Raw genomic sequence first — 24,560 nt, forward strand, 5'->3', positions numbered from 1 at the left:
ATGTGCAACCTCTATTCCATGACGAAGAACCAGGCCGCGATCCGCAACCTGTTCAGGGTCGATCGCGACAGCACCGGCAACCTGCCCAGCATGCCGGGCATCTATCCCGATTACCCCGCGCCGATCGTGCGCAACGCCGGCGGCGGGCGTGAGCTGGCGCTGGCGCGCTGGGGCATGCCCTCGTCCCAGCTCGCTCTGATGCAGGCCGCCAAGAAGCGCGCCGCGAAGCTCGAGGCCAAGGGCAAGACAGTCGACTTCAAGGAATTGCTGCGCATGGAGCCCGACAGCGGCACAACCAACATACGCAACGTCAACAGCAAGCACTGGAAGCGCTGGCTCGGCGTCGAGCACCGTTGCCTGGTGCCGTTCACGTCGTTCTGCGAATTCAAAAAGGAGGCCGGCGGCGACGTCTGGTTCGCGCTCGACGAGACGCGCCCGCTCGCGTGCTTCGCCGGTCTGTGGACGACCTGGACCTCAGTCCGAAAAGTCCGCGAGGGCGAGACGACCAACGACGTCTATGGCTTCCTGACGACCGAGCCCAACGGCGTGGTCGGGCCGATCCACCCCAAGGCCATGCCGGTGCTCCTCACGACTCCGGAGGAATACGATATCTGGATGCGAGCTCCGTGGGAGGAAGCGGCGGCTATGCAGCGACCGCTGCCCGACGATGCCCTGAAGATCGTGGCCCGTGGCGGCAAGAAGGACGGCGTGGACTGAACGTCTTTCTTCTCGCGGCGCACGCCTTTAGTTGCGGAGACCCGCAACAGCCACCTCCACAGACTCGCTCCGCTTGCGATTTCCCTTAGCCTGTTGGCTGGAAGCGCCCCCGGATTGCTTTATTACTGAGGGTTGATGCCCAACCAGTCAGATTGGCCGCCGGCCAGCGGACTATATTGGCGACCTGGCGGTCGGAGCACCGAGCATCAAGAGCTTACGTTTCAGAGCCCGTTGAAGCCACCGGCTGGATGATCACCCTCCAGTTGCATTTCCTATCGTTTATTCTTAACAATGGCAGAGGTTGCGATCGCATTCTTCGATTGATGGCCTATGGGTTTCCACGTCAATTCGCTCTTTAGGGTGAACTCCAATGGTCAATCCTCATAGATTCTTGCTCTGGTTTCCACTTCTTTTGCTTTCCGCCGCTGGCTGTGAGGCTGATGTATGCGACGACCTTGGAAAGGTACTGAAGGAAGCCGCTAAAAACTACAGCACTTGGAAAAGCGAGCCACTGAAAGAAGCAAATGAGTTCGGCTCAACTTTTGTCCTAGGCGGAGCGACCCGTTGCAAGATTGAGTTGGATCGCGACACCTCAAGCAGCGAGTTCTCATGCCGGTGGCGTTTCGCAAAAGGAGCGGAAGTTGCTGCGCCGAGGGATGCGATAGTAAGTGATATACGCAACTGCAGGTACGTAAACAATCCTGACAACAAGGTGAAGGAATATCCGACAGAAGCTAAAAACATCACCATTGGCAGCGACACATACAGAAGATTCCGCGCCTACTTCCAAATTTCTCCCAAGAAAGGGCGAGCGTTTTCAGTATCCGTAACTTCTTCAACGTCCCTAGATAACTCGATGTCTTCCTCGATCGCTTTCTCAATGTCCGTGGATTATGAAGATGTTCAGTAGGTCACGCGTCACTCGGTCATTCTTAATTCTTTTGAGCCTTACCGTGATATGTGCCCGAAGCTCAACTGCGGCTGAGTGGCCGGGCACCTCATCTGGCTGGCCCACATCGACAGTTCCCCAAAAACAAAAGGCGACCGAAAAGAGCTCGCTGCGTCCAAAATCAAACCGCGTACTCAACATCTCGCCGCAGATCCAACTAGGACCGGTCTGGTGCTGGGCTGCCGTTAGCGGAATGATTTTCGACTGGTACGATATTCCGAACGTCAGTCCGGCAGGAGTGTGGCAGTGCGGAATCGTTGGAGCAGTTGCGGCGATGGCGGGGAACGTGCCGTGTTATTACGACTGTAAGCTTTGCAGCGTGCCGGCAGGGAGCGCCCAGAATCTGAAGGGCGTTTTGCAGAACTATCCGGCGTTTGTTAAGTCAACGACACGCATTACCGCCTCCATCGAAAATAGACCGCTAAATAGGCAGGAGGTCGTTGACATGATTGATGCCCAACGACCCATAGTGGCCGGCATCAATCCCGGAACTCCGGGCCAACATTTCGGCGCATCTGCGCACGTTGCGCTGATCGTAGGTTATCAACAAGAGGGCGATTTTCTCGTAGTGAATGATCCTTTTCCATTCTCGAGACAAGGCCTAAGCCCATATGAAGATGCGAATGCTACTTTGAGAAAAGAGGGCCAATATATCATCAGCTACGGCGACTTCGTAAAGAAAATCGATTGGCAAGAAACCATCACTGTCGATTGATCACGGAACGCATAGTGCACTGGAAAGGAAAGGAAGCACGTATTGCTAGGCAAATTGATTGAGGTTGTAACTGACACCACGGTTCAGGACAGATAAACAGATCGTCCTAGGGAAAGCAAAAGCCTCCGCGTTAGCAATTGTTGGATCACCCATCCGATGACAGAGAAGTGCGCCGATATTACCCCGGCACGCGGTAACTGATCGCGCGGTGCCGGTATGCCACCTCCTGCCAGCCGCGGCCTCGCGGCGAGGGATTCCAGACATAGACCTGGCCGCCTTCGACGCGGCTGACGATCGCCACATGACCACCGTGCCGGCCACGGTTGGACACCACGACGGCACCAGGCACCGGCCCCGAGGCCTGCCCCCAGTCCAGGAATGATTTGGCCTTAGCCGAGCCGGTGCCGCGGATGCCCCGCTCGGCCAGTGCGGCATTGACATTGACGGCGCAAATCAGCCGCCCAGCGATGTAGCGGCCCGGCCGCGCGATGCGTCCGGCGCCATCCTGCATCACCGCCAGCAGCCCCGCCGACGGCGCATGGTGCCGCGCCACCCGTTCCCGCTTCATCGTCACCCGGATCGAGCGCACGCCGTCCAGAAAGCCGCCGGATGGCCGCACGGCGCCCTCGCAGGGCATGATGGTGAAACACTCCGGCGCGAAGGCCGGCGCCGCTCTGTGGCGCTGGCGGGCTTCGGCGGAGGTGACGGCAAGCGCGCACAGCAAGGCTGCCGCGAGAAAGCGGATGATCATGGAGTCTCCTGGTGGTGAAGGGTTAGTGGGACGGGTGGGGCTGGCTGCCGGACCGCTCGATGCGCTCCAGGCGGTGCTCGATGCGCGCGAAGCTCTCGCGCATGTCGACCTTGATCTCTTTCACGCCGGCGCCGTAGTCGCCCTTGTGCATGTATTCTTCGGCCATCTTGGCCCGGAATTCGAGCAGGCCGATCTGCATGGCGTGGATATTGGCCTGGATCGCATCGAGCCCGATCCGGTAGTTGTCCTCGTAGACATCGACGCGCTGTGTCATGTCGGTGCGCATCTGGGCGATGGCGGCTGTGGTTTCCTTGTCCAGTTTGGCAAACATCGCCGCCAGGCGGTTGCCGCCTCCGAACAACTTCTCGCCCACCATGACGACGAGGGTGATGGCAGAAAGGCAGACTGCGATCGTCGCGAGCATCTGATTTTCCACTATTGACCGCCGTAGCTTTTGCGGACGCCCTCATACCAGCCTGCGCTGGCGCTCAAGCGCGCATTGGCTTCCACCAGTGCCGTTCCTGTGAGCCGCAGCGCCGCACGGGCATCCTGCCCCTTGTAGAGCGCCGGGACCGGCACGGGCTTCATCAGACTAGCCGGCGCCGGCGGCAGGTTTCGTGAAGCGGGGCCTGGGTTTGTGGTTTGGCAGCCGGCCAAGATCACTGTCATCGAGATTGCAGGCAGGACGATTCTCAAGAGTCTTGATGTAGGCCGCATCTTTCGCTCTCTGGTCATTGGATTGTGCCTCGATCTGGTTGGCGCGGTTAGTCTCGTCGAGCTTCGATCGCTCGGCATTCTCAGCATCGATGCGGGCGTTGCGCAGCTTGGCTTCCAGCTCGCCGGCGCGGCAGTCGGCCGCCGCGTCCCAATGGCCCACCCAATAGGATCCGACACACATCAGCACCGCGACCGCCACGAAGATGCAGCGGGTGCATGCAAGGAAGCGCGTGGCGATCGATGAGATCAGCGGCACGGCGACGGCCGGCGCAAAAATCAGGCCGAGGATGACGGCCACTGGCCCGAAGGTCGCGACGAGGCCAAGCAGCCACGTCAGAACGACAAAACCACCATTGATCATTGCCGGGCTCCGGTCTTGACGGACTGATTGATCTTTCGAACCGCATTGAAGGAATTCCATGCGATGAATGCGAGCCCGCCTGCCGCAACGAAGATCCACACTGCAAGCGGCACCTTGCCGACGTAGCTCCAGGCTGTGCTGAGATAGCTCGGATCGGTCGGCAGGCTGTCCTTGTTGCCCGTGAACCAGTCCCACGCCTGCCCGACGTAGCTGCTGACCGTCGTCCACACGGCTGACAGGAAGGCCACAACTGAGGCCCAGGCCGCCGCGAGGAAATTTCGCTTCACCGGCACCACCTCCGGCGCCACGGCCGCCACGGTCGCCGCATCGCCGTTCTTGCGGGCATCGGTGACTGGCCGGGTGAAGGGCGGCTGCTCGGATTTGGCCCTGGCGATCTCGGCCAGCAGCGCCGGGCGGATGGCTTGGAAGTCCCCGATCGACGCCGGCGCCGGCGCGAACCGGCCGCGATCGTTGATGAAGCCGGCAATGGCGCCGGCGGTCATGCCGCCCCACTGCCCGCTCGGAATGCCTGGGTTGTAGTTCATCGCCTTGAGATCGGCCTGCACCGCCAGCAGCACGGAATCGTCGGCGCCGGCATCGCCCGCCATCGGCACGGTCGGCGCGGCATCGTCGGCATCGTCGATCGGCGCGGCACCAGCGTCGGCGGGCGCCTCCTCAGGCTCGGCCAGCAGCGACGCCACCGGTGCCGCCGAATAGTCGGCCAGCACCGTCTTGGCCTTCGCCAGGAAGGCCCGACACGCAGCCATTCCATTTTCGCCGCCATTGATGACGTGGCGCACCGCTACCGGATCGTCGCGATCGGCGGCGGCGTTGCAGCGGCCGTCCTGAATCCATTCGAGATAGGCGGCCAGAAAGGCGCTGTCGGGCTGGTGCAACATCTCGGGATGTTCGACCAGCGGCAGGCCGGTTTTCTTGGCCATGGCCGCATAATTGCTTTTGCCGGTGCACTGCATCATGCCGCCACCGCGATATAGCCAGCCGTCGTTCGGCCCGGTATTGCCGAACTCGCGCATCTTCTTCGGATTCCCGGTGCCGTAGACCCGTTTGAACAATACAGGCCCGCGCTGCGCCACCGGCAGCGCCGCGATCCGCTGCGCCTCCGCTGCGGTGATGGCGGCACTGTGGCGGCCGACGCCGAAGGTCTTCATGATCCCGGCCGCACGATAGGCGCCGCTTTCGCTGAGAACCTGAAAGCCGCCGGTCTCGGTCATGATCTGCGCCAGGAAGTGGCAGGCACGCAGCCTGCTGGTCAGCCTTGCCTTGGCCACAGCGGTCGGCCAGCCCCGGACGACGGCGGCGATCATGTCGGCCCGCGCGCCGGCGCCGGCAATGGCTTTCAAGTGTGCGGCGGTGATCATCTGGCTCATTTCAGGTTTCCATGCGCAAGCGCCGCGACAGCCGGAGCCGGAGCGGTGATCTGGTTTTTGGTTGTCGGACCGGAATGTGGGTGCCCAATACGCGACCTGGACGATCCACGAAGATTAGGAGGCTCGCCTGCCGTCCTTCGGCGCGCGGCATTCCTACGTTGGGATTAAAGACCGCCAGGATTGATTCACAGGAGGTCCTTCAAACAAGGACCTGCAAACCCAAGGGTTCAACTTTGGTATCGATATTTCCCGCTATGCAACGCTCTCCGGTCACCTTAGTCTCCAAGGAAGCTGACCTGTTTAGCTTCGCGGAGGGGCCGATGACTTTAGCCGCCGATATGATCAATGAGATCGCGGCACCGCTGCTACATTTCGCCGAGCATATCCCCCGCATGTTCTTGGATTATTTTACAGTCGAAGGTCTGATGCATGTCTTCAGAAAGGCGCACCCGGTCTTGGAGTTGCTGCTTCCATATTGGGGCAAAGCGCTCGCCGTACTAATCTTATTGGCTAGCCTCGCGGTGACGAATATCTACTGGAAAAACGGCTCGCGACTGGCCTCCTTCATACTGGCGCTCGTTATGTTCTCGCCAGCCTCACGCTTCGTGAGTATCTCGACGAATGATTCAGCCGTTCCCCGGGACGCCACGCTACAGAGTTTACTTAATGAAAAATCTGCGCCCGAGGGACTGACGTCGACTTACGAGAAAGCGCCACGATCGACCGAGCAATTGACCGCCAGCGCCGACGGCAATCAGTCGGCTGCAGATGAGGCAACCGCTTCGCGGGATATTTCGCTAAAGAGCCCACGCGATCAACAAACTTCACCTGAGGGGCTGACATCTACTTACGAGACGCCGGCATCTTCGGTTGAGCAATTGGCTGCCGTCACCGACGGCAATCAGCCGGCTGCAGATTTCACTCAGATTCCGACGCCCAGATCACGTCCAAAACAGGCAAATTCTCGCAACTCGCAAGCGCGCAGTGTTTCGCGTGAGGAGCAAGTAACGTTTGACCAATTTGGATCGGCTTTCGCCAACGAACCCTTTGGATCGGCCTTCGCCAAGGATTCCTTCGGCTCAGCCTATCCTAGGGGTGCTGGCCGAAATGCGAAGAGCCACACATACAACACCAACGGCTACGGGAGTTCATATGCAATAACGTCGACCAACGCGACATCAGTCGACCTTAGTCCTTCCTATGCCGGCTACATTACAAATGGCAGCATCAACGCCAACAACCCACTCATTAACGGCGGCTTGGTCAACACGGTAAACCTCAGCAACGGCGGCCTCCAAAACAACGGAGGATATCTAAGCAATCCCGGCAATCTAGGCGGTGCCGCCATCAACAGACCTGGCGCAATCACCAGCGTTTTGTCTCATTCAATTTCGTCCCACTGAACTCCGCCAAGGACGCGCTTTCCGCTACTCGACCGCAGTCGGCCGAAACATGGATCTACAAGAAAATCGCAGTCATAGCCTTGGACGACACTCCAATTTCGGGGATCAAGGGTTAGCCCCTGATCTTCGCATAGAGCGTGCATCGGGTGCCGGCGGCGCCGCTGCCGTTTAGTGTTGCGGTGCCACTGCTGACCTTCACCAACGGATTGACACCATGATAGCCTTCGGCCAGGCCGCTCTTTGTCATTGAAAAGGCGACTGGACCAATGTCGAACGTACCCGACACGGACTGCGCACTCGCAAAGACATCCTCCGCCACCGTCGTGCTATCGATGCCAAACGACACAGAGACTTGTCCACCAGTGACACTATTGGAGGCTTCGCCGCTGAATTTCAGGTCGACGGCTTCATCGCCCCATGTGAGGAATTCCGTGAGCATGTCATTGCTGGTGACCAGCGCGTAGCTTGTCGAGGTCGTTGACCGGTTGGCACCGAAGTACGAATGACCACCGATCTCGCGACGGTTGAAGTAGGAAATTACGAAACGCTGCGCGTCGGTATCGACCCAGGCTGACGAGACTGTGCGCGCCTGCCCTACCAGGCTTCGCGTCGCATCGCCGGACTTGATCTCGATGCCGGTCCCGGCCTGCGTGGCATGTGCGGTTGTCGATGCTTCCAGCGTCATCGTGCCGAAGGACATGAACGCATAGATCAGATAGCTGGTGTTGCTTGTTGCCGGCGGCGCCAGCGTCACGCCGGCGTCGGGAATGGAGCAGAGCACGCCGTTGATGACGATGGTGTTGCCGTCCAGCGGCTTAAGCAGAAGGTTAGCGCCGGATTTCTTGAGGACGCACCTGCCGTGCAACGCCGCGAGCGCACCTGACGCCCGATCGGTCCGCACCGCGGCGCGGGCATCGGCTGCACCCCAGCCGTGAAGAACCGTCATGGTGCCGGACAGCACGATATTCGATCCGGTCGAGGAATCCCGGAAGACGGTGCGCGTGAGACTATTGGCGCCGGCGTTGTAGGTGGCCTCTACCTCCAGCCACTTGCCGCCGCCGAACACCCTGACCGCCATCATCTCGCCGTCAGCGAACTTGGCCGCGAAAGTTGAATGATCGGAGTCGATCGCACCGGCAAGGAAGATATCGCCGAGGCCGGTCCCGCCGGTCGCGCCAAAAGTCACGGCGGTTTCGGCAACGCCGGATGCAAATTTCAGGTCAGCCATCAGAGCCTCTGTTCGATTGAGAGTTGCTTGGTCCAGCGGTCGAGGAATTGCTGCGCCACCGGCGACAGGTCGGTTATCAGGCCCCAGATGGAATCGCGTTCGAGGTTGCTGCTGTCGGGCACCGGCACGAACAGCACGTCGTCGGTCAGGCCGTTGATGCGGTCGATATCGTCGGTGAACCCATTGGCCTCGGCATCCGTCAGCGCCTCGAAACTGACCGCGAAGATGCGGTAGCGCTGCCGGCGATTGATCACGGTCTGGCCGCCCTCGGTCTTCTTGCGGTCGGAGGGATCGACCCACTTGCGGGTCCAGCCCCAGGCGAAGTTGATGCCGAAGGTTTCCAGCGCCCCGATGAACAGCCGCCCGCCGGAACAGATCGTAGTGCTCGTGACATCCACACGGACGAAGCGCGCCGTCACCCGGCGCAGCTCGGTGAAGGTCAGGAAGGCCTGGTCGACCGGCTGCACGCCGCTGTCGGCAACGTCGCCGGCGGTCGGGTCTGTCGTCGAACAGCGGATGCGGATGGTGTCGGCTGTCAGGCCCATCAACCGCACGGCGTCGAAGGTTCTGATCGCGCCGAGGTCGGCGACGATCCACTCGGCGCCGGACGTGCCCTGCCACCGCACGCCGACATGCGGATCCTGCAGCCGCGCGACGGGCGCCAGCAGGTTCTGCGACGACACCGCGAGCTGCGCCGCGTCGGCCAGGTTGAGATATCCGATGCGTGCGGTCGCCATCAGCCGAACGCCGTGATGGTGGCCAGATTGTCGGCAGCCTTATGACGGATCTCGACCGCGATCATGTTGCGGCCGGCGGCGAGATCGCCGCGCGTATGGCGGATGAACACCTGCTGCCCGACATTGAGCAGCGCGGCGTCGCGATCGGAGATGCCGAAGCTGTAGAGCCCGCGCGCCACGCGATAGAGCGCCAGACGGCGGGTCGCCTCGGCCGCGGCATCGGCCTGGTCGCGGAAACAGGCCTTCACCGGATCGGGATCCTTGCCGAAGGGATGATCGACCTTGACGGCCGGCGCCGATGCCTGCGCATAGCGATATTCCGCAGCGAGAAAGCTGCGCCTGGCATCGGACACCGCGCCGGCAGGATTGGTCATCACGGTATAGTTCCCCTGGTAGCCGATCATCCACTTCCATGGCGGCGGCCAGATGCCGTCCGGCAGCTTCTGCTTGGTCGGATTAGGATCGAAATTCGTGCTGTCGAAGCGCTTGGTCGGCGGCCCCATCGGCGCGTCGATCCGCCCCATGTAGAACTTGCCGTCGCGTCGGAAGCCGGCATATCCGCCAATTCCGACCACCAGCAGGTTGATGATATCCGCAACCGTCGAGGTGTCGTTGTGGCTAATATGGATGCCGACCGGCGCCGGCTGGATCAGGTTGAGCGCGACCAGCGACGGCATGTAAATATCGGCCGGCACGTTCACCGCCGATGCGCGGGCGATCAGCGCCAGCACGATATCGACCGTTGTCTGCGCAAAGATGCCGCCCGGTGCGTCGCCCTGGACGTCGGCCGTCACCGTCCCTGATGGCACCGAGCCGGCGCGAAACCAGCCCTGCGCCAGGCAGGTAGCATAGTGGTTGGGCGGCACCGCGGCGGCGCGCAGCAGCGCCACCGTGGCATAGTCCTGGTCGAGGTCCAGCGGTAAGCCCTGATCGTAGACCGCGGCAATCGCCTGCACCTGGCCGTCATGCACGCGATAGAGCAGCTCGTTCGGCGCCACCAGTGGTGGCTCGATATTGAGAACCCAGCCGAAGCACAAGGGCAGCGGCTTGCCGGCGAGATCCTCGCCGCCCTCGAGTCCACCGGTGCCGGCGAACACCACGGCGCTGGTCGGCACGTCGAACTTGTAGGCATTGTCCTCGGTCGAAATCTCGAAGCTGGCATCGTTGATGAACTCGCCGGACGACAGCCCCTTGAGCACGATCGGCCAGGTGGTCTGCGGGGTGCCGACGCGACCAAGCCGCACCTCGACCGGCTGGCCGTCCGTGGCATAGCGCTGCGTCAGGACGTCGAAGCGCCCATCCAGATTGCTGATCACGGTCGATCCCTTGCCGGTGATGAAGCCGCCGATGCCGGAGCTGCCCAGCATCGACCAGGTGAAGTCCAGCGGCTCGTCGAGCACGCCGGCATAAGGCTGCGACGGCGGCGTATCGTCGGCCGCGGTGATCAATTCCTCGGTCGCCACATAGATGCGGTATTCGAGATCGATCGAGATCGCGAAGCCGAAGAACAGGTTGATGGTGACTTGGCGGTGATCGGCGAATGCCGCGCCGCCGAAGGAATGGCCTCCGAACATCGATCAGGTCCCGTTGTCGGAGAGCAGCCATGGCGAGATCACGGCGGAATAGGCGTAGCGCGCGCGGCTGTCCGACAGCGATTGCTCGGCATCGGAGGTCGGTACCATCGTCAGCGAGAAGCCGAAGCTGAAGGAGATGGTCTCGGATGAAAGCGGGACGGTTCGCTCGGTGAGAAAGGCAAATTCCTGGTCGACGGCGCGCAGGCCGCGCCGGAACCGGACCGGCTGCGACAGCGGCTGCGCCCAGCGATCGGCGCTGATGCGCTCGGCGAACGGTGCGAACTGGACGAAGGCAGCGAACTGCTGCGCGGTGACTTTGAGCGCCGGCCGGAAGCGGACCGGTTCGGAGAGCGGAGGCACCCACCGGTCGGCGGAGACCTGCTCGGTGAAAGGAGCGAGCTCGACGAAGGCGGCGAACTGCTGCGCGTTGACGCGCAACCCCGGCCGGAAGCGCTGCGGATCGTTGAGCTGCGGCGTCCAGAACGGCTCGAACTGGGTGTAGGCAGCGAACTGCTGCTCTGCTGTCCGCAGCGCCGGCCGGAAGCGGACCGGTTCGGAGAGCGGAGGCACCCACCGGTCGGCGGAGACCTGCTCACTAAAGGGTGCAAACTCGACGAAGGCGGCGAACTGCTGCGCATGGGAGCGCAAGGCCGGCCGGAATCGTAGCGGTTCGGCAAGAGGCGGCTGCCAGAACGCCTCGAACGGCGTATAGGCGGCGAACTGCTGTGACGCTACCCGCAGCGCCGGCCGGAAACGGACCGGCTGCGACAACTCCGGCATCCAGCGATCGCTGGTGCTGGTCTCATCGAACGGCGCCGCCTCGACGAAGGCCGCGAACTGCTGCTGCCCCGCCCTGACCGCCCGTCGAAACCGGAGCGGCTCCGCCAGCGACGGCGCCCAGCGCTCAGTAGTGACTGTCTCAGCGAACGGCGCAGCCTGGACGAAAGCCGCGAACTGCTGCGCGGCGGTGCGCAGCGCCGGCCGGAAACGCTGGGGCTGGGCCAGATCGACGAACCAGCGATCCGGCGTGGTCTGCTCCGGACGGATCAGCGCGCCCGGATCGGTGAAGAACGACGAGAAGGCGATCGCCGCAACCGCCGCCGCTGCCCTGACGCGGCTCCGCGACGGCTGCGGATATTGCGGATGCCAACTTCCGGCAAAGATCGGTGTTACGCTCGCGGCCTCGTTGCCGAGATCTCCGAACGCGCCGCCGCCGAAGGAATGACCGCCGAACATCTATCTATCCAGCCAGGCCGTAGGAGCGCAGGGCCATGGCGCGCGCCTCGACGCGCTCGATCGCCTTCTCGAACGGATCGCAGCGGCCCGACACCATGCAGCGCGGGCAGACGTTGCTGGTGCAGACGCGGCACCAGCCGCCGATGTCGGTATCTCGTGTCTTCGTCCGGACGACGTTGTGCAGCCCGCAATGCCCGCACTGATAGGAATCGGTGTGGGTCTCGCGACCTTCGGCATCGGTGCAGATGAACACGCCGTCCGGACGAAACATGGCGCCTACTCGTTGAACATGGCCATGACGTTGGCGAAGCCGGTGTAGCCGCTTGACTTGGCGCGGAACGCGATGCCGGCCAGGTTGGTGGCCGGGATCACCAGCTCCTTGCCGGGCGTCGGCACCCAGCGAATGGTGGCGCGCTGATTGACCGCTGCCGGCAGCAGGTTCGACGCCGCGGTGACGGTCGGCTCGACAGTCATGTTCGCGGTGGCGACGGTGAGCGCAGCCGGGTCCGCGGTATCGATCGGGTTCGGGGTCGCGGCGGTGCCTGTGCCCACCGTGGTGGAGCGCGATGCATCCCAGACGATCGCCTGGTCGGAGGGCGTGCCTTCGACGCCGAAGATGACGTCGAAAATGCGCGGGCGGCGCAGCGCCACCGTGGTAGCGACGGAGAGGCCGAGCAGCGTCTTGTAGGTCGATGCGATCGCCTGCTTGGTGCCGGCGAGTTCGTTGGATGCCGAGTAGTCGGGCATGGGGGCTCCTTTGGAGTGTGGGACAATCGCGACGTTCGCCCGTCGCCGGCATTGCTACGGCGTCTTGCCGATCGTGAACTGGCCAGGCAGCAGCTGAAACTGCTTGCCGGCGAAGATGTCCTGGGCGGTCTGCAGCGGACCGCTCATGATCATGTTGCCGTCGGTCTGGGCATCCCAGAAGCCGACAAAAACGATCAGGCCCCAATCGACGCCAGCAGGCGGCGGGCCGATATTGATCACGCCGAGCAGCGTGGAGCGGCCCGAAGCGAGATCGAACGGCGACATCAGGCCCTGCACGTCGAACCGCGAATAGTTGGTGCCGGCGGTCGGCACCTCGTTGGCCGACGAGCCGAAGTCCGTGGGGTCGGCGATATGCAGCGACATCCAGCGGCCCATGGCTAGGATCTGGTCGCCGACGATCTTGTGGGCGTAGAGTGATAATCCGGACAATTGAATCCCCTAACCTGCTGCTCGCTGCTTCAGATTGGCCACCAACCGCCGCGTCGCGTCGGTATTCTTGCCAGGCGTCGCGTTGACGGCGTCGATCAGCTCATCGAGCTTTTTCAACAATCGCTCATCGCTGATATCGCTGATCTGCTTGTTCGCGCGCGCCAGCCCCTGCCAGTCGAAACTGCTGGCTGCAGGCGCGCGGTTGTCGTTCGCCCAGCCGCCACTGCGCATGGCGTCGAGTTGTGAGCGAAACATCGTAGTCTGCGTGGCCGGCATGACGTATTCGCCACCTGCCAACATGATGTCGCCGCCGCCAGCATAACGCGCCCGCACGCTGTCGATACCGAAGGTGCCATTGCCGACAACGCCACCATCGGCATAGCCGGGAATAACGCCGCCATTCTGGAAACCGAGCCAGCTCCAGATCGAGCCGCTGCTGCCGGAGCCGCTTGTGCGCGCGATGGTCACCAGCTGGCCAATCATGTCGCCGAACTGCTGAGTATGTGTATTTCCGATGCCGGCGGTGATGCCACCGAGCCCGTTGATGGCGTTGACGAAGCGGTCGGCCAGAGAATTGATGGCGCCGAGCAGCGACACCTGGGTCTGCAGGTAGGTGGCTTGCTGCGCCGCCAGCGCGTTCTGCTGGGCCTGGAGCGCATCGCTGGTCGTCGCGGTCGTATTGATCGCCGCCACGATCTTGTCGGAGCTGTCGGTCGCGCCGAGCGACGCCGGCAGCGTCTTCAGCGCATTGGTGACCTGGTCGTAAATGTTGCTGTACCCCGCCGACGACGCATAGAACGATTTCGCCTGATCGAGCAGAGTCGAGGCATATTGTGTGATGGTGCCGAGCGCGTCCGCATTGCCCGCCTGCGCCAGTGCAAACTGCGCGCTGAAGGCCGACTGCGCCGCCGCTAGCTGGCCCTGCGGCGACAGGGTCGAATTGGCACCGACCTTGAGCCCGTTGAGATAGTCGTTCAACGACTTGACGAAGGCCTGCACCTTTTCCGTCGCGGCCTGCAGCGCGGTTGATGACTGGCTCACGACGCCGTTGAAATCCGGGAACAGGTCGATGAACTGGCTGAACGAATCCCCAACCAGGCCGGCATCGTCGACGATCTTCTGCGCTTCGGCATGGAACACCGCCGCAACCTCGGCCTGGCTGATGGCGAGAGAGGCGGCGTCAGCGACGTCCTGCGTGTGCTGCTTCAACAGCGCCGTAGCATCGTTGAGATAGGACGCACCGGACGCCGTGTTCAGCCGCGCGGTCAGTCCGGCGGAAAAATTGTCCGCCAGATCCTTCATCGCCTTGGTGACGCCATTGTCGATAGCGCGGCCGGCATCCTCGGCGGACATGCCGAGATCGGTGAGCACCGATTTGAGCTGCACCGCGGTGCCCTGCATCTTCTGGATCGCGGTGGCCACCTCTGACAGAACCGGCGGCTGCCCCAGCAAGGTCAGCAGATACTTCTGCGCCGCGGCCGTGGCTGCGGCGATGCGATCCTCGCCGCCGCCGGCCATCAGCGGCGTGCTGCCAGCGGCCGCGGCGATGCGGTCGTTGGCGTAGGCCACGCGCACGTCGTCGATAAACCCCTTCAGAGTGGTTCCGACCTGCTTGACATTGTCGCTGGCTGCAGCAAACGGCGAGTTCGGTCCCAGCCCCGCATTGATGGCATCGAGCATGCCGCCAAAAGATTGCCGGAACGCATCCGTAGTGCGGTAGACATTGGCATTGAAGGCGTCATAGACCCGGCCGACCGAAGCCAGATCCTGCGCCTTGGCCGCCTTGGTGGCGAAGTCGTTGACCTGCGCCAGCAGCTGCTGGAACGTCTGCGACAGGCCGCCCTGCACGCCTCCGGTCATCTGCGACAGGAACAGCTCGAAGGCCGGCCCGGCAGCCTTCCATTCGGTCTGAGCCGCCTCAAGCTTCGCCTTGGCCTGGGCATCGGCGCCGAGGATGCCGCCGATCAGGCCAGCAACGCCGCCGACAACGGCACCGGCAGGCCCGAACGTCGCACCGGCCATCGCACCGCTGAGCGCACCCGTTGCCGCGTTTCCACTCTGATAGCCGGCGACGCCGGCACTGGCGACACCCAGCGCGCCATTTCCCGACATCAGGTTCTGATTGCCGAACAGGCTGCCGCCAGACATGAAGCGATTGAGGTTCGCTGCCGCCAGCTTCTGCACCAGGTTTGATGCCGCCGACGTCAGCGACTTCATGGCATCCTCACCGCGCATCAGGCCACTGACCAGATCGTTGCCGAAGCCGCTGGTGATGTCCTTGCTCAGGCGCATTTCATTGTTGAGGCGCATGGCTGCAGCCTCTGATGAATTCAGCGCCGTGGTAACGTCCGGATAGATGCTGCGCAGCTGGGTCGCGATCTGCACGTCATCGGCGGACAGGCCGATGGTCGACCTGTCGAACTGGATCTGGTTATTGATCCGCATCTTTGCCAGCGCTTCGCCGGCGGCGCCGGCTGCCTTGGCCTGCTTCTCGATCTCCGCCGTCAGGGCAGCCGTGGACTCACGCCCTGCGAGCTGCGCCGCCGTCGTGAGCTGCGCCCGCGCGCGAAATTCCTCCAATGCACCGGCGCCGAGGCCGACTGCCAGCGTATCGGCTTGCATCCGCGCCGTGTGCTTGGTTACGCCTTCTAGTGCGCGATCATAGGCGTCGGCCGCCTCCTCTGTTTTCTTCTTGAGGTTGTCGATCTGATGCGAGCTATCGCCGAGCGTCTTCTGCGCAATGGTATTGGATTCCGAGACCTTGCGCTGCTGTTCAGCCTGGTCCTGCAGGCTGCCACGCAGTTTGTTGACGGCAACGGCGTAGGAATCGGTGCCCTTCGCCATTGCGGCGGGATCGCTGGAAATGCCGTAGGACGTCTCGGCCGCCTTGCGACTTTCGGGCGTCGTGGTGTTGTCGATGATCCATTGGCTGCCTTCATTCAGCTTTTTCTGGAACCAGGACGGAACGTCGCCGAGCTTCATCACCAGCTTGGTGGCCCAGTCGACGCCATTGGCAATCGTCTCGACGGTCGCAACCCAGTTGGCGTGGAATTCGATGCCCGCCTGCGTCAAGAGTTCCTGGATCGGATGCCAGCGGGTTTCGAGGATCTTGACTGCGGCGTCGTAGCGGGTCTGAAGATCGATCGCACGGCCGATATCCTCGGGCGACACCAGTTGCGCATCGGAGATCTTCGCGGCGGCAGCATTGAGCTTGTCGAAATACTCCGAATCCTTTCGCAGGTTGTCGGCCGCCTCCGGCCCGAAGGCAGTACCGGCGATATCCAGCGCAGCCAGGCGCTGGCCAGCCTGCATCGCCTGATGGATCAATGAGACGATCGCCTCATAGCGCTGCTGCGTGGTATTGGCCTGCGCATATTCCTGCACGCCAGTGTTGTCGGCAAAATTGCCGACCTTCACCGATGCGGCGAGCCGGTTGCCCAGTGCGCTGCCGCCAAGCTGATCGGCCGACTGCTTCTGCAGGGTGGTCAGCGCTGCAGTCAGCGCCTCGACAGGCAGCTTGGCAGCCTCGGCACCCTTGCTCAGTCTCTGGAAATAGGTGGTGGACAGATCGACCTTCGCGGCATCCTCGGCGATCTTGCGGTACCGGTCCAGCTCTTCTCCGCCCAACCGCCACGCCTCCATCATCAGCGATACCGCGTGATAGAGCAGCAGAACGGGACCGAGAACAAAGCTGATTGCCGGGGCAAGCTTCGAAAGGATCGAGGTCGCAACTCCTGCCAGAGAGGGACTGAACGCCTGCATCGCGACACCGGCCGATGTGATCCCGGCTGCCACCGGACCAAATGATGGCGCGACAGACGCAGCTGCTGCGCCCAGCCTCACCAGGCCGGTGCCGGCAAGGTTGGTGGCCGTGACGATGCCACCGGCCACGGCAACCAGCGCGACGGAGGCACCGCGCAGCACCGGCGCGGCAAGGCCGTTGACGACCTCGCGGAACGCCGGCGAGAAGGCATAGGCCGCCTCCCCCACCAGCTTGACGTGGTTTGCCAGGCTGGCCGCCTCGATGCTGGCGCCAGCGAAACTCCTGGCCGCGTTGTCGTTCGCGGCGACCATTGCGCCATTGGAATTGGTCAGTGCCGCCGTATTGGCGACGATCGCGGCCGTATAGGCCTCCTGCCGCTTCTGAATGGCAGCCATCTGCGCTTCATAGCCCGCCATGGTTCGGCCGGACGTCGCAGCAGCCGTCGCCACGGCATCGTGGCTCACGGCGACGCGACCGAGCTGGGCCGCCGATTGCTCGGCCCCGGTCGTCGTCACCTCAAACCTGAGGCGTTTTACTGCTTCGCTGGCTGATGCCATGAGTTTAAGCGACCTTGGCCGTTATGGTGATGGAAGGCGATTTCCCGCTATCGTCGAAGGCGATATCGAGATCGGGGAACGCGACGGTGGCCAGGCTGGCCACGCGCTCATAGATTCGATTTGGCACGTTGATCTCGAAATCGCGCCCGGAGTGCGTCTTTCCGATCTCGATCTTGTGCGCGTAGGGTTCCGGGTTGGTGAACACGTATGTTCGGGCTAACGGGATCTCATCGCCGAAGGCAATTTCATGTCCGTCGCAGCTGAGCTTGTGGCTGTCGCGATATCTGCCGGTGAGCCGTGGCGAACGCTCGCGCAGGGCATTCCAGATCCACCGAACCGCCGGCGTCGCAGTCTCCCATTCGGCGACCACGTTGCCATCCGGCTCGACGCTGTCGATGCTGGCGCCCCGCTGGCCGTCGACGGTCACGATCGGCGGCGCTGTGACGCCGAGCTGGCGGTTCGCCTCGCTTGCTTCCGCGATGCCGCCCTTCACGAAGTCCGCAAACAGCTGGCTTCGGGCCTTGGGCGAGACGCTCTGGTCGATCATGTGCTGGATCGTGCTGCCGATCGGATCGATCTGCGACTGGATAGGCATCACTTCCTGTCCTTCGCCTTGGCGGATTCGGTTTCGGCCTGCACCGATGCCCTGAGATTGGCGAGCCGCACCAGCAGCCGCTTTTCCCAGGGATCGAGATCCAGCCGCATCGCCTGAGACCAGTGCTGGATATCGTCCCAGCCGGCCATCACCGGCGCCATGCCCGTGGCCTTCAGGCCGCCGGAGAATTCATGAAACCAGTCCCAGACGTAACTGACCGCCCAGGGGAATTCAGGCAGCCGGTCGAGGGCCGCGATCGGCTTGGGCTTCATGCCGAGCTGGGCGAACACCTCGCTCGCCAGCTCGGCATGATCGCCCTCGGTGCCGGCAGAGCCTACTTTGGCAGAAGCTCGGAAGACGGCTTCGGCATATCCAGCGAGCTGGTCGGCGGCTTCTGCAAAAAATTCGCAGCGTTGTTGGCTTCCGCCCACGGCTGCACGAACAGCCAGCCCATGCCCGGAGCGGAATACAGCTCGGCGGCATTCTCAGGCGTGCAGGGCACGTCGATCGGCTCGCGGGTCAGGCGGTCGACGAGGTACCATTCAGCAGTTAGAACGGCGCACGTTGCCATGTTCGCATCCAAAGCATCGTCTGGTTCGACCTTGCCGTTGCGCGACTGCTTGATACGCAGGTTTAGATCCTTGCGCTTCTGCTTGCCGTATTGGCGGGCCTGTTCGCTGTCGGCAGCCCAAACGGCGATATAGGAGGCACGGCCTGCCTTGTCGCGGATGATATCTTCCGTGGTCGGGTCGATCAGCTCGACCTTGAATGGCGTCGATACATCGGCGACGAGAGAACCGAATTTGTTGCTCATGGGTTTTTCCTTGGCGGAGGGTGAACCGGAGGCACCCGCCAGCGCCTCCGGTTCGATTGCGCAATCACCCGGTTTGACCCGAGCGGGTTTCCCCGTAGCGGCAGGGATAGGATCAGACGCCGACGGTCGTGTCGGCGATCAGCATGGTGGTGGAAGGCACGCCGGGCGCGGTGCCGTTGTAGCGCGCGGCCTCGAACTGGCACTGGATCGCCTTGGCCTTGTTGACCTCGGACTCGTTGTTCGAGTTGATCTTGATGCGCGGCATGTAGAACACGTTGGCATCGGCGGATGGCGCGTTCGACGTCGGCAAGAACGCCATCAGGCTCAACTCGGTTTCGTCGTCGAAAGCGGCCAGCGCGACGCCATCGGTCAGGAACAGGGTGAAGTCGCCGCTGCAGACGAAGTCGCCGAGCAGGATGCCGGCGACAAGGCCCGCCGGATTAATCGCCTTGGCGGCCTCGGCGCCTAGATCCACTTTCACATTGAGACCGGTGACGACGCCGATGGCGACCCCGCCGAGCAGCAGCAGGCCCTGCATCGCGGTCGGAATGTCCGTGGTGGTTTCGGCCGTCGGCGCGGTGAAGAACGGCGCCGCGGCTCCAGTGAGCACCTGGCGGTTACGGCCCATCACGCTGAAGTTCAGACCGACATTGGCGTTGACCCCGACAGACAGATCAAAGCCGCTGAAGCGCAGCTCCGTGTAGAAGCGGGACAGGTCGATGTCGGGATTGTAGACTTCGATGGCCGCCTTGTAGTCGGTGCGCGTCTCATGGGTCGGCGGATTCACCAGGAACGCGCCGGCGGTCAGCGTGAACGCCGTATCCGCCGTTTCCGTGATCGGCGCCGGATAGACGGTGACGACGCGATTGTTGCTGCCGCCGAAACTAAGCGGCACGAACTTCCGGTTATTTCCCGCCGTGGCCAGACCGCCGAGCTCAAACGGCACGCCTACGCGCAGGCCAAGCGCCACGGGATCACCGCTAGCGAAGGTGACAGTTTTGGCAGCAGAATCGAGGGCAGCACTGGTCAGGTCGGATTCGTCGAGATCGAGCACATCGGACCAGACCGAGCGCATCACCGCCTGGAACGGGATGGCATGGGTGCCCGGGCTGAGAAAGCCGTTGATGGTGCCTGGCACTGTGCGGCTGCCATGCTTGCCCATGGTCTGCTGCGCATCCTGGCGCTTTTCGTTCGGCCGGTAATTGTCCTTGGTCAGCGACAGGTTGTGCGACACATGGCGCAGCACCTGGCCGCCGGACGATCCGGGATCGGTCGACGCCAGCGGCTCGACCTCGGAGTCGATGGTGGCGCTGGCATAGAGCTTGATCGTGAGGCGTTCGGATACGGATTCCGCAAGACCGGCCATAGCTAGTTCTCCTTCGGGTTGGATTGTCGGCTCAGCCGATCAGGTCGAAATAGAAATTCACTTCACACGCGGACCAGAAATAATTTCCCGGCTCCGCAAGGCCGGGCACGGCGATCTCGGCACCGTCACCGCCGGGATAGACCGTCGCATCCTCGCAACTGACGCCGTTTGCGCGGTACGGCCGCAGCGCCGCGGCGAAGGCCTCCGCAAAGTCGGTGCCGTAGCGCTCGCCCCAATCCTTGGGAACGAACACGAAGATTTCCGCGACGCCGTGATTGCGGTGCCGGTTGGCACCGCGACCGCCGCCGGTCTCGATCACGCCCGACCGCCTGGCGCCGAACAGCGTGAAGGCGAACGGCGCCGGACGATCCGGCAGCGGCGGGTTGTCCTCGCCGCGCCAGCGCAACGGAATCGCCTCTCCGCTGTTCGGATCGAGCGGCGCCGCTCCTTCGATCACGGCACGGATCGTTGCATTGGCTTCGCTTGCCGTCGGCATCAGCCTGCACACTGAATATCGAGGGCAATCAGAACGCCGCCGACCGTGCGCGGCGCCGGATGTTTGATCGTGAATTCCTTGCCATTGACCACAAACCGATCGCTGGTGGTGATCGGCAGCGCTGCGGCAAGGCTGTCGACCAGCGTCACCGCCAGCTGATCGCCCTGGGTGATATTGCCGATCAGCTCTTTCGCCCCATAAGTTCGAACGAACGCCACAGTCGGAAAGTCATCGAACGCTCGGCTCGGACCGGCCGGGCCCTTGTAGCGACGGATGGTGACCGGCTGGCCGTTCTCGCGGACCAGCGCGCGCGTCATGCGCAGCGCATCGTCCGGACTCATGCGAGCACCCGATAGGTCGATAGCAGCATCATGGCCGCCGGCCCCAGCGCGTCGGCGCCGCCGTCGCGGCCGGTCGCATAGGTCTTGGAACCGACACCGATTACGCTGTCGACCATCACGTTCTGGTCGCGCGTCGACAGCGAGCGCAGCTGGCTGACAGCAAGCGCGATCGCGCAGCGGATAGGCTCCGGAACGTCGCTGCCCTCGTCGCCATAGCCGGCGACAAACTCGATCTCGACCGCGTCCGATTGCCAGCGCGCCGCCGGCCAGCTCTTGCCATAGACCGGCGCCACATAGGGCCGCGGCCCCTGCACGATCCGATAGTCGGCGGGATCGACGATCACGGACGCGCCGGCATTGTCGGCATAGGAAATTGAATTGATGTCCTGCAGCGGCGGCAGCGGAATCATGATGACCGCGCCATCGCAATGCCAATGATGCGGGAAACATGGCAGCAGCAGCTTCCAGGTCTGGGTGACCAGCGCCCTGCCCAGATAGCCGTCGACGCCATCGAGCACCATGCGCGCCGAGGTCACGAACGCATCCAGCACATCGTCGGAGATCTCCGTGCCGATGTTCAGACGTGCGCGCACCTCCTCGGCGCTGAGGGGCTCGTTTGCAGGCGGCGTGACCTGGACCAGGCGCATGGATGATCAGTCGACCAGGATGTGGAAGGCGCCGACCTTGGCGGCGCCGCCCTGCGCCAGGACGATCTTCAGCCGATCGACAACGCCGATCTTGTCCTGCACGGCCGTGCCACCGGACGCGAACAGCGCCGCCACGCCGGCCTGCGAATGGGTGGCCGCGCGGGGGTAACGGACCGCCGACGCATTAACGTTGGATTCGGTCCAGACATTCTCGCCGGTCGTCTCGGCGGTGATGGCGAAGTCGACGCCGTCGGTGTAGGCGTTGGCGCCATCCTTCACATACTGGATGCTGTGGATCTTGCCGGCGAGGCGCGGGCTGTAGGCGGTGACAGTGCCGTCCGAAGCCGTGGTAACGGTGACCTTGTAACGACGCATGGTCGTCTCCTTCTAGGGCGCCTTGGCGCCGGTTGCGGCCGGGGTGGCCTTGGGCTGCGAAATGGTTTGATCCGGCTTCGGCTCCGTGACGCGCTCACGGCGCGGCTTGAAGTCCGCGCCGGTGACGGCGGGCCTGGTGCCGGCAGGCTGGATCGGCTGCTCTTCGCCATCCGGCGGCGGCACGATTCCGGTGCGCGCCAGCGCGCGATGACGGACGATATCGACATCGATCTCGGCGCCGGCATGGACAAATCCAGTGGGACCAAGATGCGATTTCAGGACTGTGACCTTCATGCTTGCTTCCTCAACGAGGGGGCCGGCGGCATGCCGGCCCCGGTTGTTGCGACGGTGATCAGAATCCGCCGTAGACGAAGCTCTGCGGGCGGAACACCGCCAGCGCGAGGCGCTCCTCGGCGCGGATCGTCACCAGGTTCTTGGTGAAGTTGTCGGCATCCTCGGTCGACACCTGGACATTGGCGTCCTCGCGGTCGAACACCTGCGCCGCCATGTTGAAGGCACCGACCATGAACTGGCCAGACGGCATCGCATTGGTGTCGACCACCGGCAGGCCCCACATGGTCGGCTGCAGGCTGGCGCCGGGATTGCCGAACAGGTAGCGGCCGTTGACATCCTTCAGCGTCTCGATGTCGGCCCAGTCGTGCGGATTGAGCACGATGCCGGAGGCGGCATATTCCGCGATGCGCACCTGCAGGATGGCGCGGCGCAGGACGTCGACCTGCTGGTCGTCGGCCTTGAGCAGCGACGTGTCGAAAGCCGTCGCCTGCGGGATGAGGCCGAGCAGGTTCTGGCCGGTGCCGTCGGCGGCAAGCGGCTGCTGCTCCTCGACATATTGCAGGCCGTAGCGCAGGCGCCCGTCGATGTAGGACTGCAGCAGCGGGATGTCGGCGAGCACCTGGTTCGATGCCTTGATCCAGTGCGCGAGGGTGCGGACCGGCGTATCGACCAGATCCAGCGACAGATCGGACTGCGGCTTGGACGCGGCCTCGGCGACCGGCGCGGCCATGTTCTGGAAGCCGGTCTCCTGCACGAACTGAATCAGGTTGGAGCCGGTCCGGCCAGGCAGCAGCAGGTCGCGCACCGTCATGCGCCGGTTCGGCGGCGTGATGATGCCGGTCAGGCGATCGGGCGCGATCCCGGCACCGACACCGCCGGTCCCAGAGGTGCTGCTGGTGACGTTCGTCACCGCTGCATTCATCGTCACCGACTTGAAGGTCATGCGGGCGGTGCCGCGCATCTCCGAAGCAAGCTTCTTGAAGGTGTCGCTGTCGGTGAAGCTCTGCCCGGTCGAGACGCGCAGATCGAAATCGCCGCCCGCGCGGCGGGCCTGCTTCTGTTCCATGTCGAGCAGGCGAGCATGGATCGCTGCATTGCCCTCGACGATCTTATCGATGGCAGCCTTGGTTTCCGATGCGACAGCACCGGCGGCCCTAGCTTCGCCGTTGGCCTTCTCGACCAGCGCCTTCAGCTCTTCATCGCGCGCAGTGAGCTTCGCGAGCAGTTCCTGGAATTCCTTGTCCATCGTGTCGGTCCTTTTTCAGCCCAGCCGGGCCATAAAGTTCAGCAGAGACGCTTTCGCGTCGGGTGAGAGCGTTCGCGTCTCTTCCGGCTCGGACTCGCTCCGAAGCGCACCCTTGCCGCGAGAGACGAATGCGGTTGCAAGGGCGTTGGGGAAGCCTGCCTCGCGCAGGACCTCCTCGATCTGTGACAGCGAGGGGTTCTCGCCGGCCGCGAACATGCGGCGTGCATTTGCGGAGGCGCCGAGGCGCGGGGCCGAGACGCCGAAGCGCTGCAGCGTGTCCTGAATGGTGCCGATGCGGTCGGCCATGCCGCGCTTGACCAGCTCTTGGGCGCCGAACATCCGCCCCTTGCCGAAATTGTCGCGTACCTGCGTCTGGGTCACCTTGCGGCCATCGGCGACGGCCTTGATGAAGGCCTCCTCGGCGAGGTTGACGCGCTGCTGCAGATAGTCGTGCGCCTCGGCGCTGAGCGGCTGGATGTTCGCCGTCTCCGCCTTGTAGATGCCATTCTGCGCCTTGATCAGGGTCGGCTTCACGCCCTCGCGTTCCAGCATCTGCGAAATGTCTTCGTGCACAGAATAGACGCCGATCGAACCGGCCTCGCCGCCCGGAGTCACCACGATCTCGTCGGCCTGCGAGGCCAGATAGTACGATGCTGAAGCACTCAGGCTGTCGACCTGGGCGACGATCGGCTTGACGCCGCGGGCGTTGCGGATCTTGGTGGCGAGTTCGTCGACGCCGTAGGTGCCGCCGCCAGGACTGTCATGGGCGAACACGATGGCCTTGACCGTGTCGTCGGCCAGCGCCGCATCGAACTGCTGCGACAGCATGTCCGTCGAGGTGCCGCCGCTGATGTCCTGCATCATGCCCATGCGCTGCGAAATCACGCCCTGCACCGGCAACACCGCGACGCCGCCGGGGGACTTCACGGCGTCCGCCGCGCGGCGATCGCTGATGCGGGCCTGCACCTCCTCCGGCGACAGCGAGCCGCCGCGCGCCTTGAACATCAGAAACGCGCTGATGGCCTCGAGCTTTTCCGGCTGCATGGCCCAGGGCTGCCCCGCGAAGGCCGCGAGGATGCGCAGATACTGCATG

The 24,560-nt window shown here is 63.3% G+C and carries 28 protein-coding genes; 4 read left to right on the forward strand and 24 right to left on the reverse strand.

What is annotated here, in order from left to right; translation table 11 throughout:
- The 3 genes from ACUXVA_RS23945 to ACUXVA_RS23955 all read left to right on the forward strand — a co-directional run bounded on the left by ACUXVA_RS23945 (position 1) and on the right by ACUXVA_RS23955 (position 2,381).
- Positions 1 to 717 carry an SOS response-associated peptidase gene (locus ACUXVA_RS23945; RefSeq protein WP_445488555.1) on the forward strand — a complete coding sequence of 239 codons (717 nt, stop codon included), beginning with the start codon at positions 1 to 3 and terminating at the stop codon, positions 715 to 717.
- A gap of 370 nt (positions 718 to 1,087) precedes the next feature.
- Complete coding sequence (locus ACUXVA_RS23950; protein WP_445488557.1) at positions 1,088 to 1,627, forward strand: hypothetical protein; 540 nt, start codon at positions 1,088 to 1,090, stop codon at positions 1,625 to 1,627.
- 232 nt (positions 1,628 to 1,859) lie between these two features.
- Positions 1,860 to 2,381, forward strand: a complete 522-nt coding sequence (locus ACUXVA_RS23955; RefSeq protein WP_445488559.1) for a C39 family peptidase — start codon at positions 1,860 to 1,862, stop codon at positions 2,379 to 2,381.
- A gap of 178 nt (positions 2,382 to 2,559) precedes the next feature.
- Here ACUXVA_RS23955 and ACUXVA_RS23960 read toward each other — a convergent pair whose 3' ends face one another.
- From ACUXVA_RS23960 to ACUXVA_RS23980, 5 genes are read right to left on the reverse strand one after another with little or no spacing between them, the layout of a single operon-like run.
- On the reverse strand, positions 2,560 to 3,132 hold the full coding sequence (locus ACUXVA_RS23960) for a hypothetical protein (RefSeq protein ID WP_445488561.1): 573 nt from the start codon (positions 3,130 to 3,132) through the stop codon (positions 2,560 to 2,562).
- Positions 3,133 to 3,154: 22 nt separating this feature from the next.
- Positions 3,155 to 3,556, reverse strand: coding sequence for a hypothetical protein (locus ACUXVA_RS23965; RefSeq protein WP_445488563.1), 402 nt, complete (start codon positions 3,554 to 3,556; stop codon positions 3,155 to 3,157).
- A gap of 11 nt (positions 3,557 to 3,567) precedes the next feature.
- The gene (locus ACUXVA_RS23970) at positions 3,568 to 3,720 is read right to left on the reverse strand and encodes a hypothetical protein (protein ID WP_445488565.1); all 153 of its coding nucleotides are present in this window, start codon (positions 3,718 to 3,720) and stop codon (positions 3,568 to 3,570) included.
- 4 nt (positions 3,721 to 3,724) lie between these two features.
- Positions 3,725 to 4,270, reverse strand: coding sequence for a hypothetical protein (locus tag ACUXVA_RS23975; protein ID WP_445488567.1), 546 nt, complete (start codon positions 4,268 to 4,270; stop codon positions 3,725 to 3,727).
- Positions 4,207 to 5,598, reverse strand: coding sequence for a hypothetical protein (locus ACUXVA_RS23980; RefSeq protein WP_445488569.1), 1,392 nt, complete (start codon positions 5,596 to 5,598; stop codon positions 4,207 to 4,209). Before ACUXVA_RS23980 ends, ACUXVA_RS23975 begins: the two co-directional genes overlap by 64 nt.
- A 320-nt stretch (positions 5,599 to 5,918) precedes the next feature.
- Here ACUXVA_RS23980 and ACUXVA_RS23985 point away from each other — a divergent pair, with 320 nt between their 5' ends.
- Positions 5,919 to 7,001: a hypothetical protein gene (locus ACUXVA_RS23985; RefSeq protein WP_445488571.1), complete on the forward strand. Its 1,083-nt coding sequence runs from the start codon at positions 5,919 to 5,921 to the stop codon at positions 6,999 to 7,001.
- 112 nt (positions 7,002 to 7,113) lie between these two features.
- Here ACUXVA_RS23985 and ACUXVA_RS23990 read toward each other — a convergent pair whose 3' ends face one another.
- The 19 genes from ACUXVA_RS23990 to ACUXVA_RS24080 form a co-directional block, all read right to left on the reverse strand.
- Entirely contained in the window at positions 7,114 to 8,229 is a 1,116-nt protein-coding gene (locus tag ACUXVA_RS23990) for a hypothetical protein (RefSeq protein WP_445488573.1), read from the reverse strand.
- Positions 8,229 to 8,966 carry a hypothetical protein gene (locus ACUXVA_RS23995; protein WP_445488575.1) on the reverse strand — a complete coding sequence of 246 codons (738 nt, stop codon included), beginning with the start codon at positions 8,964 to 8,966 and terminating at the stop codon, positions 8,229 to 8,231. Before ACUXVA_RS23995 ends, ACUXVA_RS23990 begins: the two co-directional genes overlap by 1 nt.
- Positions 8,966 to 10,540, reverse strand: coding sequence for a hypothetical protein (locus ACUXVA_RS24000; protein WP_445488577.1), 1,575 nt, complete (start codon positions 10,538 to 10,540; stop codon positions 8,966 to 8,968). The genes ACUXVA_RS23995 and ACUXVA_RS24000 overlap by 1 nt, the downstream gene beginning before the upstream one ends.
- 3 nt (positions 10,541 to 10,543) lie before the next feature.
- A complete protein-coding gene (locus ACUXVA_RS24005) occupies positions 10,544 to 11,776 on the reverse strand; it encodes a hypothetical protein (protein ID WP_445488579.1) in 1,233 nt (410 codons plus the stop codon).
- Between the two features lie 4 nt (positions 11,777 to 11,780).
- Positions 11,781 to 12,047: a hypothetical protein gene (locus tag ACUXVA_RS24010; RefSeq protein ID WP_445488581.1), complete on the reverse strand. Its 267-nt coding sequence runs from the start codon at positions 12,045 to 12,047 to the stop codon at positions 11,781 to 11,783.
- Positions 12,048 to 12,052: 5 nt separating this feature from the next.
- Positions 12,053 to 12,523, reverse strand: coding sequence for a hypothetical protein (locus ACUXVA_RS24015; protein WP_445488582.1), 471 nt, complete (start codon positions 12,521 to 12,523; stop codon positions 12,053 to 12,055).
- Between the two features lie 54 nt (positions 12,524 to 12,577).
- Positions 12,578 to 12,973 (reverse strand): phage tail fiber protein, encoded by a 396-nt coding sequence (locus ACUXVA_RS24020; protein ID WP_445488584.1) that lies wholly within the window; start codon positions 12,971 to 12,973, stop codon positions 12,578 to 12,580.
- A 9-nt stretch (positions 12,974 to 12,982) separates the two neighbouring features.
- The gene (locus ACUXVA_RS24025; RefSeq protein ID WP_445488586.1) at positions 12,983 to 17,251 is read right to left on the reverse strand and encodes a hypothetical protein; all 4,269 of its coding nucleotides are present in this window, start codon (positions 17,249 to 17,251) and stop codon (positions 12,983 to 12,985) included.
- 46 nt (positions 17,252 to 17,297) lie between these two features.
- A complete protein-coding gene (locus tag ACUXVA_RS24030) occupies positions 17,298 to 17,888 on the reverse strand; it encodes a hypothetical protein (RefSeq protein WP_445488588.1) in 591 nt (196 codons plus the stop codon).
- Positions 17,888 to 18,178 carry a phage tail assembly chaperone gene (locus tag ACUXVA_RS24035; protein ID WP_445488590.1) on the reverse strand — a complete coding sequence of 97 codons (291 nt, stop codon included), beginning with the start codon at positions 18,176 to 18,178 and terminating at the stop codon, positions 17,888 to 17,890. Before ACUXVA_RS24035 ends, ACUXVA_RS24030 begins: the two co-directional genes overlap by 1 nt.
- A 44-nt stretch (positions 18,179 to 18,222) precedes the next feature.
- Positions 18,223 to 18,702, reverse strand: coding sequence for a hypothetical protein (locus ACUXVA_RS24040; RefSeq protein ID WP_445488592.1), 480 nt, complete (start codon positions 18,700 to 18,702; stop codon positions 18,223 to 18,225).
- Between the two features lie 112 nt (positions 18,703 to 18,814).
- Complete coding sequence (locus ACUXVA_RS24045) at positions 18,815 to 20,068, reverse strand: phage tail tube protein (RefSeq protein WP_445488594.1); 1,254 nt, start codon at positions 20,066 to 20,068, stop codon at positions 18,815 to 18,817.
- Positions 20,069 to 20,099: 31 nt separating this feature from the next.
- A complete protein-coding gene (locus tag ACUXVA_RS24050) occupies positions 20,100 to 20,564 on the reverse strand; it encodes a hypothetical protein (RefSeq protein WP_445488596.1) in 465 nt (154 codons plus the stop codon).
- Positions 20,564 to 20,881 carry a hypothetical protein gene (locus ACUXVA_RS24055; RefSeq protein ID WP_445488598.1) on the reverse strand — a complete coding sequence of 106 codons (318 nt, stop codon included), beginning with the start codon at positions 20,879 to 20,881 and terminating at the stop codon, positions 20,564 to 20,566. The genes ACUXVA_RS24050 and ACUXVA_RS24055 overlap by 1 nt, the downstream gene beginning before the upstream one ends.
- Positions 20,882 to 20,901: 20 nt before the next feature.
- Positions 20,902 to 21,552: a head-tail connector protein gene (locus ACUXVA_RS24060; RefSeq protein ID WP_445488600.1), complete on the reverse strand. Its 651-nt coding sequence runs from the start codon at positions 21,550 to 21,552 to the stop codon at positions 20,902 to 20,904.
- A 6-nt stretch (positions 21,553 to 21,558) separates the two neighbouring features.
- Positions 21,559 to 21,927 carry a hypothetical protein gene (locus ACUXVA_RS24065; RefSeq protein WP_445488602.1) on the reverse strand — a complete coding sequence of 123 codons (369 nt, stop codon included), beginning with the start codon at positions 21,925 to 21,927 and terminating at the stop codon, positions 21,559 to 21,561.
- A 12-nt stretch (positions 21,928 to 21,939) separates the two neighbouring features.
- Positions 21,940 to 22,221 (reverse strand): hypothetical protein, encoded by a 282-nt coding sequence (locus ACUXVA_RS24070; protein WP_445488604.1) that lies wholly within the window; start codon positions 22,219 to 22,221, stop codon positions 21,940 to 21,942.
- Between the two features lie 58 nt (positions 22,222 to 22,279).
- A complete protein-coding gene (locus ACUXVA_RS24075; RefSeq protein ID WP_445488606.1) occupies positions 22,280 to 23,467 on the reverse strand; it encodes a phage major capsid protein in 1,188 nt (395 codons plus the stop codon).
- Between the two features lie 15 nt (positions 23,468 to 23,482).
- The gene (locus ACUXVA_RS24080) at positions 23,483 to 24,559 is read right to left on the reverse strand and encodes a S49 family peptidase (protein ID WP_445488608.1); all 1,077 of its coding nucleotides are present in this window, start codon (positions 24,557 to 24,559) and stop codon (positions 23,483 to 23,485) included.
- Position 24,560: the final 1 nt, after the last annotated feature.

The sequence above is a fragment of the Rhodopseudomonas sp. RCAM05734 genome (genome assembly GCF_052658035.1).